General features: G+C 51.4%; 10 protein-coding genes. 3 read left to right on the top strand and 7 right to left on the bottom strand.

What is annotated here, in order from left to right:
- Positions 1–181 precede the first annotated feature (181 nt).
- Positions 182–1,483 (top strand): metallophosphoesterase family protein, encoded by a 1,302-nt coding sequence (locus HBA93_RS13610; RefSeq protein ID WP_221723630.1) that lies wholly within the window; start codon positions 182–184, stop codon positions 1,481–1,483.
- Positions 1,483–4,980 carry an ATP-binding protein gene (locus tag HBA93_RS13605; protein ID WP_221723629.1) on the top strand — a complete coding sequence of 1,166 codons (3,498 nt, stop codon included), beginning with the start codon at positions 1,483–1,485 and terminating at the stop codon, positions 4,978–4,980. Before HBA93_RS13610 ends, HBA93_RS13605 begins: the two co-directional genes overlap by 1 nt.
- Before the next feature lie 63 nt (positions 4,981–5,043).
- Here HBA93_RS13605 and HBA93_RS13600 read toward each other — a convergent pair whose 3' ends face one another.
- On the bottom strand, positions 5,044–6,558 hold the full coding sequence (locus HBA93_RS13600; RefSeq protein ID WP_121993264.1) for an aq_1923 C-terminal domain: 1,515 nt from the start codon (positions 6,556–6,558) through the stop codon (positions 5,044–5,046).
- Positions 6,559–6,724: 166 nt separating this feature from the next.
- On the opposite strand from HBA93_RS13600, the gene HBA93_RS13595 reads away from it, so the two are divergent.
- Entirely contained in the window at positions 6,725–8,116 is a 1,392-nt protein-coding gene (locus tag HBA93_RS13595) for an FAD-binding oxidoreductase (RefSeq protein WP_221723628.1), read from the top strand.
- Between the two features lie 41 nt (positions 8,117–8,157).
- Here the strand turns inward: HBA93_RS13595 and HBA93_RS13590 are convergent, their stop codons facing one another.
- From HBA93_RS13590 to HBA93_RS13565, 6 genes are all read right to left on the bottom strand, one after another.
- The gene (locus HBA93_RS13590) at positions 8,158–9,759 is read right to left on the bottom strand and encodes an ABC transporter ATP-binding protein (protein ID WP_221723627.1); all 1,602 of its coding nucleotides are present in this window, start codon (positions 9,757–9,759) and stop codon (positions 8,158–8,160) included.
- A 1-nt stretch (position 9,760) separates the two neighbouring features.
- Positions 9,761–10,912 carry an ABC transporter permease gene (locus tag HBA93_RS13585; protein ID WP_221723626.1) on the bottom strand — a complete coding sequence of 384 codons (1,152 nt, stop codon included), beginning with the start codon at positions 10,910–10,912 and terminating at the stop codon, positions 9,761–9,763.
- On the bottom strand, positions 10,905–11,828 hold the full coding sequence (locus HBA93_RS13580) for an ABC transporter permease subunit (RefSeq protein WP_122007586.1): 924 nt from the start codon (positions 11,826–11,828) through the stop codon (positions 10,905–10,907). Before HBA93_RS13580 ends, HBA93_RS13585 begins: the two co-directional genes overlap by 8 nt.
- A 110-nt stretch (positions 11,829–11,938) precedes the next feature.
- Entirely contained in the window at positions 11,939–13,531 is a 1,593-nt protein-coding gene (locus HBA93_RS13575; RefSeq protein WP_221723625.1) for a peptide ABC transporter substrate-binding protein, read from the bottom strand.
- Between the two features lie 466 nt (positions 13,532–13,997).
- Entirely contained in the window at positions 13,998–15,143 is a 1,146-nt protein-coding gene (locus HBA93_RS13570; RefSeq protein WP_502910115.1) for a CaiB/BaiF CoA transferase family protein, read from the bottom strand.
- Positions 15,144–15,242: 99 nt separating this feature from the next.
- Positions 15,243–16,421, bottom strand: a complete 1,179-nt coding sequence (locus tag HBA93_RS13565; protein WP_370637861.1) for an acyl-CoA dehydrogenase — start codon at positions 16,419–16,421, stop codon at positions 15,243–15,245.
- Positions 16,422–16,490 lie beyond the last annotated feature (69 nt).

Genomic DNA, 16,490 nt, shown 5'->3' with positions numbered 1-16,490 from the left:
GAACGGGATTTTTCAATTGTAAGTGTTTTCGGCAAGAAAATCCTATGATTTACAAGAATTTATTCTGTCAGATGAACATACTGCGCTATGCACTTATAAAATGCGCCATTGCATTGATTTTTGTAACCGGCCCGTCGCATAGTCAGCGCAACGACTTTAACCTGATTTTTCAGGAGCTGATTTGACCTACCGTTTCATTCATGCGGCAGATATCCATCTGGATTCACCGCTGCGCTCACTGGCTTTGCGTAATCAGGAACTTGCGACGCTGATCGGTAATGCGACCCGTCGTGCTTTTGAGCGCATTATCGATCTGGCACTCAGCGAGCGCGTGAATGCGCTGTTGATTGCCGGTGATCTTTATGACGGTGATCAGACTTCAATGAAAACCGCACGTTTTCTGGCAGAGCAGCTGCGGCGTCTGGATCAGGCAGGTATTGATGTTTTTATTATCCGCGGCAATCACGATGCGCTGTCGAAAATTACCAAAGAGCTGATCCTGCCGGAACGGGTGCAGATTTTCGACCGCAAGGCCCGTGTGATTACAGTAACTGCACCGGATCATGAGCAGCCGGTGGTGTTTCATGGTCTGAGTTTTGCCAAATCCCATGCGCCGGACAGCTTGTTGCCCAATTACGGATTGCCGGTCAGCGGTGCCGTCAATATCGGGCTGATGCATACCAGCCTCAACGGTGCCGAAGGGCATGATCTTTATGCACCGGTCAGCGTGGCTGATCTGCAATCGCACGGTTTCCATTACTGGGCTTTGGGGCACATCCACAAGCGGGCGGTTTATGTGCCGACAAGTGCGTATAACAGTACAGTCGTGATGGCCGGTAATCCGCAGGGGCGGGATATTAATGAGGCCGGAGTGAAATCCGTAACACTTGTGACTATTGATGATAGCGGCATCGTTCATACGGAAGAGCGGCTGACGTCAATAGCGCAATTTGAGCGTGTGCATGTCGATGTCACAGAGTGTGAGGACTGGCGCGCACTTGTTCAGGCAGTGCATGAGGCGCTGGAAGCCAAGCGTGAAGCGACGGCCAGTGAACATCTGGTTGCCCGTCTGCATCTGACCGGTTCGACAGCTCTGGCATGGCAAATGCGTCGTGATCATGATCTGCTGCTGACGGAAGCAGAAGACAAAGCAGCACAAACCGGCGATTGCTGGATTGAAAAGCTGGAGATTGAATGTACCCCGCCGCGTAAAGCTCACCAGCAAAATGCCATTCTTACAGCTGATCCGCTGCATGAACTGGGCAGGCTGATCAGCGATGAACTGGCTGCCAATGTTCAGTTTCAGAGCGGCCTCGCAGAGCAAATGGATGCGTTGGTGAAAAAATTACCTGCGGAAATCCGCAATATGTTCGGCGGAGATGAAACGCAGGCGCAGGCACTGATTGCTCTCTTATTACAAAAGGGCAGCGAGGATGTGCTGGCAGAATTGAGTGCGGCCGCGCAGGCAGAGGAACAGGCATAATGCGGATTAATCGTCTGGATCTCACCCGCTATGGCCGCTTTACCGACCATGTGCTGGATTTTGGTGCGGCAGATCAGGGCAAACCCGATTTGCATATTATTTACGGGCCGAATGAAGCAGGAAAATCAACCACGTTTTCGGCGCTGCTCGATCTGCTCTTCGGTATTGAGCATAAGAGCCGTTATGATTTTCTGCATTCCTATTCAGCGATGAAAATCGGGGCTTCCCTGCAGTTACAGGGTATCACGCAGGAACTGGTGCGCACCAAGGCTCGTGTCAACAGCCTGCAGGATGATGCAGGCCGCGCTTTACCGGATACACTGATTTCTGACGAATTAGGTGATATTGATCGCAATGCCTATCGTATGATGTTCTCGCTGGACGATGACACATTGGAAGAAGGCGGCGATGCGATCCTTGCCAGCAAGGGTAATCTTGGTGAGTTGCTGTTTTCGGCCAGTGCCGGTCTCGCGGGTATCAGTCAGAATCTCAATTTGCTGCGCAGCCGCGCTGATCAGTTTTATCGTTCCGGTGCGCGCAGCGGCGGGCTGGTTGATCTCAATGCACAATTGAAAGAGCTTGAAGCTGCAAAAGCCGAGCTGGATGCGAAAAGCTCGGCGCAAAGCTATGGCAAATTGAGCGACAGTTTCCGGCAGGCTGAGGCTGAATATCAGCAGGCTCTGACTGCGCATGGGCAAATAAGAGGCCGTATTGCTGAGATTGAGGCCATGCTCAATGCATTGCCGCATTATCACCGGCTGCATCGGCTGCGTGAAGAACTGGCCGCTTTTACAGATATTCCGGCGGTGCCTGCCGGTTTTGCCGATGAGTTGCCGCGATTGATGATTGATGATGCGGAACTGCGCGTTCGTGTTGAAAATCACTCGGCAGAGATAGCGCGACTGGAACGGGAAATTGCGGAAATCCATCCTGATGAAAATGCGCTGAACCTCGCCGGCACTGCCGGACAGTTACAGGATTTGCAGGCACGATTTGTGACGGCAGAGAAGGATTTGCCGGAGCGGGAAGCTGCGTTGCGTGCTGAGCAGAATAAAATTGAGGTGCTGCTGATCCGTCTGGGGCGGGATATCAAGGCTGATCCCCGCACATTGCTCATTAAAATTCAGACAGAAACAGCATTGCGCAGTCTGATTGAACAACGCTCCGGTATTATGGCGGCCTTGCAAATGACCGGCAAGGAATTGGCTGCTGCGGAAGAACGGCTGAAACTTGCGCAGGATAAGTTGAAGCAAAGCGGCATCACGCAGGCACATTACGATCCTGCATCAATGCGCTACCTGCATGATCTGCTGAACCGTTTGCGCGGTGAGGACTTGAGTAGTTCCTTGCGGCTGGCTGATCAGGCTGCACGCGAAGAAGAAGCGCAATTACGGGAAATCTGGCAGGCGCTGCCTTACCGTCAGCATGATTTTGAGACTGATCTGCAACTACTTGCCGCCTTGGCAGTGCCGGATGGTGCAGAAGTGGAAGCAGCAGGGCGGGAGATGCAGGCTCTGCACAACCGCTGGCAACAGGCACAGGATAATCAGGTCAAAAACACTGATGAAATGGTGCAATTGCGCGCGCAATTACAAGCTGTGCAGCAAAATAGTCTGGTGATTACGCAGGAACAGGCCGCGGAACTGCGCCAAAATCGCAATGCCGCATGGCAGCAGCATCGTAAAATGCTGAGCAGTGAAAGTGCAGATGCGTTTGAGCAATATCTGACGCAAGACGATCAGGCCGTGCATAACAGGCTGACACAGGCTGCAGAATTTGCCCGCGCCATGCAATTACGGGAACGGCTTGCTGTGCTTGAGGCACAGAATCTGCATCTTCAAAATTCCGGTGCCGCGGCGCAGGCCGAATTGCAGGCGGCAGAAGCACGTCTCGCCATGTGGCAGCAACAGCTTGTACCGGCCTGCAAAGAGAACCTATCCGCAGGCAGTTTATTGCGCTGGATGGAAAAGCGTGAGGCGTTACTGCAGAAGCGTCAGTTGTTTTTACGTGCCTGCCGGTTGCGTGATGAAAAACTGGCACAGATCAGGCAGGCGGAAGCTGATCTGACCACTGCATTACAACAAACGGGTGTGGCTGTTGCGGAAACTGGTTTGAGTGCACTTCAGACGCAGGCCGTCACTCTGCATGACAGTTTTCAGCTTTATGCCGGTTTGCAGACCGAATTGGCGGAGCGGGAGCAGGAATTGCGCCTTCGCCTTAAAAATGCTGATGAGGTTCAGGCGCAGGATACGCAGTGGCAGAATGATTGGGCAAGCACTTGTCAGGCCACATGGCTGGGGCAGGCGGATGCAGTTCCGGCGCTGGATGAAGTGCGGGAAATTCTGAACTTGACGGCAGAACTGACACCGGCACTGGAGCGCAGTCATGATCTGGCGCAACGTATCCATGCGATGCACGACGATCAGACAGCCTATCGCCGTGAGACGGAAGCTTTGGCGAAGCGTCTTGGTCTGCCTGTGCAGACATCGGCGGGTGAGGGTATTCCGGTCGCTGAGCTTGCTATGCATAGCGCGCAGCGCATTCGTAAAGCAGAGGAAGAACACAAAAAACTGCAAGAGCTGCAAGGTCGTCTGGCGGAAGCGGAACAGCTCAGGCTGCAACTGAACCAGAAAGCCAGTGAGCTGAATGCCAGAAAGCAGGCAATGCTCACGCAATTGCAGGCGGATACGCTGGAAGATGCCGGTTTTAAAATTCAGGCCGGTGCTAAAAAAGCGCAGCTGGAACAAATGCTGACGGATGAAGAGCAAACGATTACTCATTTGCTGAAACTTGCACATCCGGCAGTAGCCGAAGACCTGCTGGCGCAAGCCGATAGTGCTGCGCTCAAAGAGCAATTGCTGGGTCTGCGTGAACAGGATGAGGCACAGGACCGGCATAAACAGGAGCAATACCGCCTGAAAATGCAGGCTGAGCAGCTTTTGCGTGAGGCGCAGGCCGGTGATGACAGTGCTGCAAAGCTGGATGAAAAGCGCCGTACCTTATTGCTGGAGATTGAAGAGAAATCGAAACAATATCTACGTCTGCGCTTTGGCATCAGTGCGGCGGAACAGGCTTTGCGCCTTTATCGCGACCAGCATCGCTCATCCATGATGGCGCAGGCCTCGGCGGCTTTTGCCGCGATCAGTCAGGGCAGTTATCGCCAGCTGACAACGCAGACCGACAAGGACAGTGAAATTCTGATTGCTGTGGCTGCTGATGGCAGTTCAAAAACGGCGGATCAACTGTCTAAGGGCACGCGGTTTCAGCTTTATCTGGCTTTGCGTATCGCCGGTTATTATGAATTTGTGTCGCGCCGTCCGATGCCGTTTATCGCCGATGATATTATGGAAACATTTGACGATGACCGCGCGCGGGAAACTTTCCGGCTGTTCACACAAATGGCCGGTCAGGGGCAGGTGATTTATCTGACCCATCACCAGCATTTATGCGAGATTGCGCAGGATGTGTATCCGGATGTGCGTCTGCATCAGCTCTGATACGCAATGAAGATACAAAAAAGCCTGCATCCGGAGATGCAGGCTTTTTGTTTGATTTGTATTTTATTTGTTGGCTTCGACTTTAACGCCAAGCACAGACCATAGTTTTTTCGGCTCAGCCATACCAACCGCTGTCAGAATACCGAAGGTCACCGGATTTTCAGGCTGGATTTTAAAGCTGATTGATTTCGGCGCATCCAGATATTCGCCCATAGCCTTAGCGGCCTCAACAACGAGCGGCTCATTTTCAAAATAAGCAACGCCGATCTGCAGCTGGTCTTTCATTTCCTGCACGAGAGCTTCACGGGTAATACCGCGTTCTTTTGCCTGATAATCCAGCACCTTACCGAAGAAATTTGCATCATCGTAGCGCAATTCCATATTGCTGATAGACAGGTTCTGCAACATGCCCACGGCTGCAATTTGCATGGAAGTGTTGTCGCCACCGTCTTCCATCACACTGGTCAGCAGATCCTGCACGGCTTTGATGAATTTCAGGTTATAACCGCCCATAGCGAGCTTATAATTATAAGTACCGATATTCTGACCGCTCAGGGTCATCTGATCGACAGTATATTCGCCGCTATAAGGTGACCAGGTGCCCTTACCATTCATGGTCAGATGAATTTTTTCCAGTCCGAGCGCACGGATTGCTTCCATATCCATGTCACCGGTATCTTCTGCCAGTTCTTCCGCGGTGCTGCTTTCTTCAACAGTCTCGTCAGTATTGTCTGTTGCAATATCTGTATTTGTATCGGCTTCAACTGCAGCATCTGCTTTATCAGCAGGTGTTGCATCATCGGTTGCCGGAGCAGCATTTTCAGTGGCCGCTTCTGCAGCATCTGCTGCTTCTTGCGCAGCTTCTTCTGCCGCTTTCGCGGCTTCCTCTACAGATTTCTGAAACTCAGCGGCTTCTTTTTTCTTCTTTTCCTGATCGATGCGGTTCGCTTCTTCAAGGTCAACTTTCAGCGCTTCAATGCCCCAGCTGTAATTGCTGGCTTTTTCTTTGCTGAAAGGTTCCTGCGCGAAATGTACGCCGTTCATTTCAAAAACCGGCTTGCCTTCCACTGTGACACTAATGGCACCGACATGAAAGCTTTCGGCATATTGCATACGGCCGAGCAGATCGGTTTTTGGATCTTTGGTCAGTTTAACATTGTTGAAGCGGATATCAGAGGTGGTGAAAACGCTGTTGTCTTCAACGATTTTGACATCATCAAATGCAGCTTTTTCAACGAGATAAACATCGCCTTCACCCTCGGTAATATTGCTCAGCGTAATCTTGCCGAGATTAACAGGGGCATTGTCTTTCTCGTCCTTTTCCACTTCTTCTGTTTCATCAGTCGAAGTTTTAGGCAGAGCAAGCTGTGCTTTTGCATCATGCAGAATGACATTTTTGCCATCGGTTTCTGCTTTGGAGAATGTCAGCTCCACCATTTGTTCTTTGAGCAGAGCCTGCAGGCGCTTTGCAACATCATCACCCGTCCATGCCAGTGCAGTGCCTGCCCAAAGCGGCGCGATCACAGCAGTCAGAACGAAAGTTTTGGCAAAAGCAGAGCGGGACATATTCAATGGCATGAGTAACCTCAGTAAAAAGACGGGCAATATTAATTTTGACCGCAGGATGATTGCTGCCGAACTTATTAAAAAACAGAACGACCTGAAGCGTAATAATTTTGTAAATCCCTATAACAATTCAGAGCCAATTCCAATAAACATAATCTCACAAATCAAGGGGAATGAAATGCAAAGCGCTTCTGTCCGGCAGTTACTGCTGGAAAAACTATCCGGTCTTCTCGGTAAAGACATTCAAATTGGTTCTGATCTTGATATTTCGCATCTGAGTGACTGGAGCGACGAGCAGGGCGGTACACCGCTGGCTCTGGTTTTGCCGCGGGATACACAAACTGTTTCTGAAATTCTGAAACTCTGTAATGAACACCGTATCGCAGTTGTTCCGCAGGGCGGACTGACCGGCCTTGCCGGTGGTGCGGTGCCGGTTCAGGATTGTGTGCTGTTATCCTTACGCAATATGAACCGCATTGAGACAATTAATGCGCAGGCCGGAACTATGATTGTTGAGGCCGGTGTAATTTTGCAGAATATTCAGGAAGCAGCGCGCAATGCAGGTATGAATTTTGCGCTGGATCTGGGCGCGCGCGGTTCCTGCCAGATCGGCGGCAATATTTCCACCAATGCGGGCGGCAATCGGGTGATCCGCTATGGCATGACCCGTGATCTGGTGCTGGGTTTGGAAGCGGTACTGGCAGACGGCACAATTCTCAGCATGATGAATGAAATGCCGAAGAACAATGCCGCGCTGGACATGAAACATTTGTTTATCGGTGCGGAAGGTACAATGGGCGTTGTGACCCGTGCGGTATTGCGGTTGCGTCCGGGTGTGGGTGGTGCCAATGCGGCGGTTGTTGCGCTTGAGAATTTTGAGAATGCCCTGAATTTGCTGAATTATGCGCAAAAGCGTCTTTCCGGCCGTGTCAGTGCTTTTGAAGCGATGTGGGGTGATTATTATAAAACTGCTGCAAAATATGCCCGCGCACCACTGGAGCAGGGCTACCCGCTTTATGTGCTGATGGATATGCAGGGCGCAGAGCCTGATACCGAGGCCGAACTATTTCAGTCTGTTCTGGAGCACGCATTGGAAGAGGGCTGGATTGCCGATGCCGCCATTGCACAGTCCCATCGTGAGGCCGAAGAATTCTGGACAATGCGTGATGCGATTGCAGAAATCATGACCCATGAAGGCCCGTGTATCGGCTTTGACGTATCTGTACCGCAAACGCAGATTGGCGCAGCCGTTGATGCCATTCAGGCAGCACTGCAGAACCGTTATCCGGGCATAACCAGTCTGTTTTTCGGCCATGTCGGTGATTGTAATTTCCATATTGATATTACGAAATATACGGATTTTACTGAGAATGACCGCGCGGTTGAAGATATTGTCTATGACATTATCCGTTCATTCAAAGGCTCGGTTTCAGCTGAACATGGTATTGGCCTGCATAAAAAACCCTGGTTGCATTACAGCCGGAGCGCTGCCGAATTACAGGTTTTGAAGACACTGAAAGCGGCGCTTGATCCGAATAATATTCTCAATCCGAGTAAAGTTCTGGACTGATAATGGAAAAGGCCGGAGCTTCAACTCCGGCCTTTAAAATTTTACGCTCCGAAGCGTTTCTCACTCATCGAGGCCTGCATCAGCGCTTTAGTGTAATCCTCACGCGGTGCATCAAAAATCTGCTCGGTCTGGCCTTCTTCAACCACTTTTCCGGTTTTCATCACCAGAATATAGTCGGAGAGGGCGCGGACAACCGCAAGATCATGGCTGATAAACAGATAGGACAGGCCGTATTTTTCCTGCAGATCACGCAGCAAAGTGACGACTTGTTTTTGCACTGAGCGGTCAAGTGCACTGGTCGGCTCATCCAGCACAATCACTTTCGGTTTCAGGATCATCGTACGTGCAATCGCAATACGCTGACGCTGACCACCGGAGAATTCGTGCGGATAGCGATTGCGCATCGAAGGCTCAAGGCCAACCTCTTTCAGTGCTTCACCGGCACGCTGATCGCGCTCTTTGGCTGAAAGTTCCGGCTCGTGGATCAGCAGCCCTTCGGTGATAATCCGCCCTACTGTCATACGCGGGCTGAGCGAGCCGAACGGATCCTGAAATACCAGCTGCAATTCGCGCCGTTTCGGGCGCATTTCCTGCTGGTCTGTCGGCAGTTCTTTGCCGAGATAGGCAATACGTCCGTCTGATTTCAGCAGGCGCAGAATAGCACGGCCAAGGGTGGACTTTCCGGAGCCGGATTCCCCTACAATACCGATCGTCTGTCCCTGTCTGAGATTGAGTGAAATGCCGTCCACAGCCCGCAAATAGGTTTGCGGTTTCAGCCAGCCTTTTGCCAGATTAAAGGTGACAGATACATCATCTGCTTCAATCAGCAAGGGTGCAGTTGCGGGAGGTGCTGCCTTGGTACCTTCCGGCTCTGCATCCAGCAGCATTTTCGTATAGGCATGCTCAGGCGCAGAGAAGATTTTCTCCGTTGTGCCGCTTTCTACCACTTCACCGGAGCGCATGACGCAAACCTGATCGGCAAAGCGCTTCACAATTCCCAGATCATGGGTAATGAAAACGATGGCCATGCCGAGACGCTTCTGTAAATCGGCCAGCAGCTCCAGAATTTGCGCCTGAATGGTCACATCCAGAGCGGTGGTTGGTTCATCCGCAATCAGAATATCCGGATCATTCGCCAGTGCCATGGCAATCATGACGCGCTGGCGCTGGCCACCGGATAGTTCATAAGGATAGCTGTCGATACGACGTTCCGGCTCAGGAATACCAACCAGTTTCAGCAATTCCAGAATACGCGGACGTGCCTGCGCTTTGTTCATACCACGGTGAAAACGCAAAGGCTCGGCCAGCTGGTCGCCGATTTTATACAGCGGATCAAGCGAAGTCATCGGTTCCTGAAAAATCATGGTGATTTTGGCACCACGGATTTTATTCAGCTCTTTGTCGGACATGCCGACCAGATCCTGACCACGATAGAGTGCCTGACCGGTCGCTTTACCATTTGAGGATAGCAATCCCATGATCGCCATGGTCGTCTGACTTTTGCCGGAGCCGGATTCACCGACAATCGCGACGGTTTCACCGGATTTCACATCAAGGCTGATACCGCGTACCGCATGAACCGGCCCGTCATTGGTTTCAAATGTCACGCGCAGATCGCGTACAGAGAGTACTGTTTCTGCCATCTTAACGGTCCTTCGGATCAAGGCTGTCACGCAGGCCGTCGCCCAGGAAGTTCAGCGCAAAGAGAATGAGTGTCAGGGTGACTGCAGGGAAAATCAGCTGCCATGAAGCGCCACGCATATTCTGCGCCCCTTCAGAGATCAGCAGGCCGAGCGATGTCATCGGATCCTGAACACCAAGGCCGAGGAAGGACAGCAAGCTTTCGAGCAGAATGGCTTTCGGTACCAGCAGGGTAACGAAAACAATCACCGGCCCCAGCGCATTCGGAATGATGTGACGGGTGATAATGCCTCGTCGCGTAGCTCCAAGAGCTTCTGCCGCCTGCACAAATTCCTGCCGTTTAAGACTGAGGGTCTGACCACGTACAATACGGGCCATATCCAGCCATTCCGTTGCACCGATGGCAATGAAGATGATGATAATCGACCGCCCGAAGAACACCAGCATCAGAATAACGAAAAAGATGAAGGGCAGGGAATAGAGAATATCGACAATACGCATCATGATATTGTCGGCACGGCCGCCGAGATAACCGGAAATCGCGCCATAGCTGACGCCGAGAACCAGTGCCATCACGGAAGCCAGCAGGCCGATCGCGAGAGAAATACGCACACCGATAAAGGTGCGGGTCATCATATCGCGGCCGAGATTGTCGGTGCCGAAGAAGAAATAATTCCGTGCCACATCAAGTGAGAGTTTGCCGCTCAGCTTGTCGGTTGCCAGTTCCAGTTTCGGATTGCTGAACAGATCGGAACGTTCGAAATAGCGCAGTAATCGCTCATCCAGCTCGCGACCTGCGCTTGAGGTGACATCAACAGTCAGTTTTGAACCGGATAGTTCCGGTTCTCCGCCTTTAAGACGGGCGCGCGCCATTTCCCGCTCAAGGCCGGGAATAATGGTATCCGCACGCGGGTAAGCTTCAATGCTTGGTGCCACACGTACAAATTGCGGATAGATTTTCTCATAAGGATGCGGGCTGACCATCGGCCCGAAAATCCCGATCAGCGACAGGAAAATCAGGACAACAGCACTGGCCACGGCAGCGCGGTTACGGCGCAGTCTGATCCATGCATCTTGCCAGAGTGAGCGGCCGGCAACAGCAGTGTTGCCTTCCGGTGCGCCGTGAGACGGCAGATTGGTTGAGATATCAGTCATAGCGCACCCGCGGATCAAGATAAGCATAGATCAGGTCAACAATTAAGTTGAACAGCACGACAAAGACCGAGATGACCACAACAGTGCCCATCACCAGTGTATAGTCGCGCCCCAATGCGCCTTGCACGAAATAACGGCCGATGCCCGGAATACCGAAAATGGTTTCCACTACCACCGAACCGGTGAGAAGAGCTGCGGCTGTCGGCCCAAGATAGGAAACGGCAGGCAGAAGGGCCGCACGTAATGCATGAACACCAACGACAATACGGGCAGGCAGACCATAGGCACGGGCTGTGCGCACATGGTTGGCACGTAAAGCTTCAATGGTGGAGCCACGCACTAAGCGGGCAATCACTGCGACCTGCGGCAGTGCCAGTGTGGTGATCGGCAATATCCAATACAGCATATTGGCTGATGACCAGCCACCGGCAGGTACCCAGCCGAGAATAACACCGAAGAACAGGCTAAGCAGCGGTGCGACAACGAAATTGGGGGTGGTAATGCCGAATGTTGCTACAGCAACAATCGTATAATCGAGCCATGAATTCTGGCGCAGTGCTGCAAGCGCACCGAGCAGAGTGCCGAGGATGGCTGCCAGTGTAAGTGCAAGACCACCGAGCAGAATGGAAACCGGTAAACCTGATGCAAACAGATCATTGACCGTAAAGTCACGACGGGCAAAACTTGGCCCCAGATCGCCTTTGAGCAGATTGCCTAAATAAATCAGATATTGCTGCCATAAAGGCGCATCCATATTATAGGCTTTTTTCAGGTTTTCGAGGATCAGCGGGTCAATCGGGCGCTCAAGGTCAAACGGGCCGCCCGGAACAAGCCGGATCATGAAGAAGGTCAGCGTGATGATGATAAATATCGTCGGGATCGCGCTGGCCAGCCGCCGCAGCGTATAGCTCAACATATAATTTTCCTGACTGCAGCCTTCATAAAAACAATGGCTGCGGCAAAGTTAAAATAGTTTGATATGCAACAGGCTGCATAGGTGATTATGCAGCCTGCCAGTAAAAATACTTACTGTTTGAGTGACAGCCAGCGGGTTGCGTGTGCATCCAGCAGATTGTCATACCAGCCTTCGATATTCTCGGAGACCAATGAACGTGATGAATAATACAGCACAGGAATAACGCCTGTTTCTTTCAGCAACAGGCGTTCTGCATCGGCGAGAACTTCTGCGCGAGCCTTCAGGTCTGTTGTGGCTTCAGCTTTAGCCATCAGAGCATCGTAGTCTTTGTTCTTCCACTTGGAATAGTTAAAGCTGACATCGCTCTGGGTCAGGAACAGGAAGTTCTGCGGATCATTATAATCGCCGATCCAGCCTGCGCGGGCAATGTCAAAAGGACCATCTTCACGCAGGAAGTTGAAATAGGTTGCGCCCTCAGTTTCATTGAGTGTTGCTTTGATGCCGATATTGCTCAGCATATCCGCAATCGCAGCCATTGTATTTTTGTGGTTTTCGGATGTGTTATAGAGCAGTTCGATTGATAGGCTACCCGGCTCAACACCGGCTTCTTTCAAAAGCTCTTTGGCTTTATCTTCACGCTCCAGCATGTCTTTATCGGCATATTCAGCCTTCACGCCGCCTTCAACATAATTGGCAATGCCCGGAGGAACCACAGAATAGGCCGGAAGCATAGTGCCCTGCCAAACCTGCTCTGCCATGAATTCACGGTCAATCGCCATGGAGATGGCTTCACGAACACGCGGGTCTTTCAGCTTGCTGTCGGCAACCTTGCCTTTAACCGGCAGATAATAGGAGCCGAGATATGGAGCAATACGGAATTCTTTAGCTAGTTTGCTCTTCACATAATCCATCTGTTCGGATGGCACGTCGGAGCAGATCTGCACTTCTTTGGCCTCAAAGCGGCGCATGCAGCTGGCGCGGTCTTCGAAAGGAATCCAGTTAACAACATCGATCTTGACCTGATCGGCGTCATAGAAGTTCGGATTCTTTTTCATGACGATTTTGTCGTTTGGCGTAAAGCTGACCAGCTGATAGGCACCATTGGTGACCATTTTGCCCGGTGTTGTGAATTTATCGCCGTTTTCTTCAACGCTTTTTTGATGCATTGGCAGGCCGGTCTGGTGGGTCAGCAGTTCAAGGAAATACGGTGTCGGGCCTTTCAGGGTGATTTTGAGGGTCAGATCATCGACCGCTTCAACGCCCAGATCTTCAAGCGGTTTTTTGCCGGCAACGACATCTTCGGCATTTTTGATCGGGAATAACATGCTGGCATAACCGGCAGCGGTTTTAGGATCCATAATACGACGGAATGTGAACAGGAAGTCTTTGGCTGTTACCTGATCGCCGTTTGACCATTTGGCATCGTCACGCAGATGGAAAGTATAAATCAGGCCGTCTTCGGAAATGTCCCAGGATTTTGCCGTTGCAGCAATAGCACCGCCCTTGGCGCTCTGACGGACAAGACCGTCATAGAGATCGGCCATGATGCGGCCTTCGGAAACGGTGGATGTGCGGTGATGATCCAGTGTTGCCGGATCGGTGTCGTTACCACGGTTCAGAACGACTTCAGCGGCAGCAGCACCGGCAAAAGCGCCGGTCAGTGTGAGTGCGCAGACACCTGCGAGCAAAATTTTACGATACATATAACCCTCCCTGTTAAAGTACAGAGCCGGATTCTAGTATGTGTTTTTCAGGCAGAGTCAAATATCTATTTTCAGTTCTCAGCCTTACGCCTTTAGTTGAAGGAGATTATTTTAAAACAAAAGAGAAACTTTGTTATTTCTAGCAATATTATTGGCTAATTCTAAAATTTTATTACAAAGAACGAAACTAAAACAAAATGCCAGAAAATCATATTATTCAATAGGATAAAATATTTTATCAACATTGGTAACTTAAGTAAAATACAATAAATGTGGCTGATGAAAAAAATCTGTCTTTATGTGGATAAAAACCCTGTCATTTCAGCGGACAAGACCTTCATTCTGCAGGCAAATCAACCAAATCACGAGTCAGTTTTGTAACGGTAACATGTCATCGCCTGTTCTGCCGGATGATCAGTCAATAAAAAGGCCGCTGAAAGCGGCCTTCTGAAGTACTGTTTTTGGCTTATTTTTGAGCGTTTAATTCCGCCAGAATTTCCTCTGTATGCTCACCTAAACGCGGGGAGCGCAGACCTGTTTTCAGCTCTGCATTGGAGAATTTCAGCGGCGTGCGCAGCCCCGGAACGCCCTGATTATCCACCCGCATCTGACGGGCGATAAATTGCGGATCGCTGAACACATCGGCAATCGTATTGATCGGTCCTGCCGGTACTGCGAGCTTTTCCAGTGCCGCAAGCAGATCATCCCGCAGCCAGAGACTGGTCTTTGCTTCTAGCAGTGCTGTCAGTTCATCACGATTGCGAACACGCGCGGCATTGGTGCGGAATTTCTCATCGACGGCCAGTTCAGACAGTCCGAGAGCACCGGCGAGCTTGGCAAACTGCCCGTCATTACCGCAGGCAATAATGAAATAGCCGTCTTTCACCGGCAATGTCTGATAAGGCGCGATATTCGGATGGGCATTACCGAGACGTTTTGGTGCTACACCGGAGGCGAGGAAATTCATTGCCTGATTGGCGAGAACGCCGGTCATGCAATCAAACAGCGACATATCAATATGTTGTCCGAGACCGGTGGCCTGTCGATGTAACAGTGCCGACTGGATACCGATAACGCCGTAAAGACCGGTGATAATATCAACCAGTGCCACGCCGATTTTCTGCGGCTCACCTTTCGGATCGCCGGTAATATCCATAATGCCGCTCATGCCCTGAATCATGAAATCATAACCGGCGCGGGCTGCATAAGGTCCGTCATGGCCGAAACCCGTGACTGAGCAATAGATCAGGCGGGGATTGATTGCTTTCAGAGAGTCATAATCAAGGCCGTATTTCTGCAAACCGCCAAGTTTGAAATTCTCGATGACAATATCGGCGTCTTTGATGAGTTTGATAACGGTTTCACGCCCCGCATCTTCACGAAAATCGCAGGTGATCGAGCGTTTTCCACGGTTGCAGGCATGATAATAGGCTGCAGATTGTTCTGCACCGTCGTCAATATAAGGCGGCCCCCATTGGCGGGTATCATCGCCCTCAGGGCTTTCTACCTTAATGACATCGGCGCCGAGATCCGCCAATGTCTGGCCGATCCACGGCCCTGCAAGAATACGTGCCAGTTCAACGACTTTAATGCCTTCCAGCGGCGCCTGCATCAGATTTGCTCCGGATATGAAAAACCCGCTTCCATCGCGCCTGTACCGGACAAATAATCCGTACCGGTACAGGCTGAGAAAGCGGGCGATTATCAGTTATTAAAAGAATGCCTGAAGACCGGTCTGCGCACGGCCGAGGATCAGCGCGTGAACGTCATGGGTACCTTCATAGGTATTCACTGTTTCCAGATTCTGTGAATGGCGCATCACGTGATATTCGATCTGAATACCGTTACCACCATGCATGTCACGTGCCTGACGGGCGATGTCGAGCGCTTTACCGCAATTGTTGCGCTTCATCAGCGAAATCATTTCCGGTGCAAATTTATGATCGTCCATCAGACGGCCAACACGCAGCGAGCCCTGAAGGCCGAGCGTGATTTCTGTCTGCATGTCAGCCAGCTTCTTCTGGAAAAGCTGTGTTTGCGCCAGCGGACGGTTGAACTGCTTGCGATCCAGACCATATTGCAGCGCACGGTGCCAGCAATCTTCCGCCGCACCCAGCACGCCCCATGAAATGCCGTAGCGGGCGCGGTTAAGACAGCCGAACGGGCCTTTAAGGCCGGACACATTTGGCAGCAGCGCATCTTCGCCGACTTCCACGCCATCCATAACGATTTCACCGGTGACGGATGCACGTAGCGAAAGTTTGCCGCCGATCTTCGGCGCGCTCAGACCTTTCATGCCTTTTTCAAGCACGAAACCACGGATCTGGTTGTCATGGGCAACCGACTTTGCCCAGACCACGAATACATCGGCGATCGGGGAGTTGGAAATCCACATTTTCGAACCGTGCAGCTTGTAGCCGGTCGCGGTTTTCTCTGCGCGGGTTTTCATGCCTGCAGGATCGGAACCGGCATCCGGTTCGGTCAGGCCAAAGCAGCCAATCAGTTCGCCGGAGACCAGGCCCGGCAGATATTTGTCTTTCTGCTCTTCTGAACCATAGGCAAAGATCGGGTAGATCACGAGTGAGGACTGTACACTCATCATCGAACGATAGCCGGAGTCGATACGCTCAACTTCACGGGCAACGAGACCGTAGGAAACATAATTGGCCTCAGCCGCACCGTATTTTTCCGGCAATGTCACGCCGAGCAGACCGGCCTGCCCCATCAGGCGGAACAGCTCAGGCTGTACAGCTTCTTCCAGATAGGCTTCTTCAATGCGCGGCAGCAATTCGCTCTTGGCAAAAGCCGCAGCGGAATCGCGGATCATGCGTTCATCATCAGACAACTGATCATCGAGCAGGAACGGATCGCTCCATGAAAATTTTGTCATGTCACTCATTTACTATCTCCCGATAAATTTGGCTCATTCTCAGACGACTACCCTAAAACTGCAAACCCT

The organism is Ochrobactrum sp. SFR4, assembly GCF_019730395.1.
Lineage (GTDB): Bacteria > Pseudomonadota > Alphaproteobacteria > Rhizobiales > Rhizobiaceae > Pseudochrobactrum.
The sequence above is the reverse complement of the archived record's forward strand: the minus strand, read 5'-3'. Positions and strand labels throughout refer to the sequence as shown.